Genomic DNA, 1,417 nt, shown 5'->3' on the forward strand with positions numbered 1-1,417 from the left:
TCATGGTGCGGGCAAGCGTGCGGGTTGCCTCGTCGGCAGCGATCGCCGCAAGCGTGCTGCCGGTCAGCGCTGAAATCGGGTTGAAGGAGAGATTGCCCCAGAGCGTCACCCAGATTTCGCTGCGGATGTCGTCGCGGACGGGCACCTGCAGGCCCGCCGCAACCATCTCCTCGGCAAGCCGGGTGACACGTTCGCTCCTCTCGCCCGAGGGCTCGCCAAGCGAGAAGCGTTTTCCCTCGATGTGGCGGACCAGGCCGGGCGCGTCCACCTCGGCAGCGGGATAGACGACCGAGCCGATGACGCGATCCGGCCCAAGCCGGTCCCAGATCACCCCACCGGGATCCACCGCTTGCAACCGCGTGCCTTCGAGCGCCCCGCCGATCTTATGGAAATACCACCACGGCACGCCGTTCTGCATGGTGACGACGGCCGTCCCCTCGCCCAGCAGCGGCGCGATCTGGTCGAGCGCTGGTGCGAGGGAATGGGCCTTGAGCGCCAGCACGACATAGTCCTGGACGCCTAGTTCCGACGCCTGCGCGGCGGCCCTGACAGAGGCGACGGATTCATGACCGTCCTCGATCAAGCGAAGCCCGTTCGCCTTGATCGCATCGAGATGCGCGCCACGCGCCACGATCGACAGATCGACCCGGCCAGCCATGGCAAGTTTGGCCGCGAGATAGCCGCCGATCGCGCCAGCGCCAAAAATGGTGATCCGCATCATTATCCCAGACCGGGTTTGGCAAGACCGAGCTTGGTCGCGAGACCGATGCGCTGCAGCTTACCCGTCGCGCCCTTCGGGATTTCGTCCAGGATCAGGACAATGCGCGGCACCTTGAAGTCGGCGAGCCGCATCGCGGCAAAGCTGCGAATCTCGCCTTCGGTGGCGGCCATGCCCTCGCGCAGCACGATCGCAGCTGCGACCTCCTCGCCGAGCTTGTCGTGCGGCGTGGCGAAGGTGACGACCTGCGCCACCGCCGGATGGTCCATCAGCACGTCGTCGACCTCGAGCGGCGAGATCTTCTCGCCGCCGCGGTTGATGATCTCCTTGAGCCGGCCGGTGACGCGCAGATAGCCGTCGTCGTCGAGCACGCCCTGGTCGCCAGTGTGAAACCAGCCATGCGCGAAGGCGGTGGCATTGGCGTCCGGATTTTTCTCGTAGCCCGCGGTGACATTGGGCCCACGAATGACGATCTCGCCGGTCTCACCCGGCTTCAGCAATTGTCCGTCCAGCGCCATCACCGCCACCTCCGGTCCGGCGGCGGCGCCGACGCTGCCCGGCTTGCGCAGGCCCGGCGGCAGCCGGTTCGAGGCCATCTGGTGAGCCGCCTCGGTCATCCCGTAGGATTCGATCACTGGGCAGCCGAAGGTCGCTTCCAGCTCAGTCATTACCTGCGCCGGCAGCGACGCCGAGGACGAG

The 1,417-nt window shown here is 66.8% G+C and carries 2 protein-coding genes; both read right to left on the minus strand.

Features of this window, described 5'->3' with window-relative positions:
- Positions 1 to 718, minus strand: a 718-nt coding sequence (locus EOC93_RS15890) for a 2-dehydropantoate 2-reductase (protein ID WP_164759156.1), incomplete at its 3' end; no start/stop codon positions are given.
- A 2-nt stretch (positions 719 to 720) separates the two neighbouring features.
- The coding region (locus EOC93_RS34830; protein ID WP_245461472.1) for an AMP-binding protein at positions 721 to 1,417 on the minus strand (697 nt) is incomplete at its 5' end.

It is taken from the genome of Mesorhizobium sp. M6A.T.Ce.TU.002.03.1.1, assembly GCF_003997275.1.
In the GTDB taxonomy this organism is placed as follows: Bacteria; Pseudomonadota; Alphaproteobacteria; order Rhizobiales; family Rhizobiaceae; genus Mesorhizobium; species Mesorhizobium mediterraneum.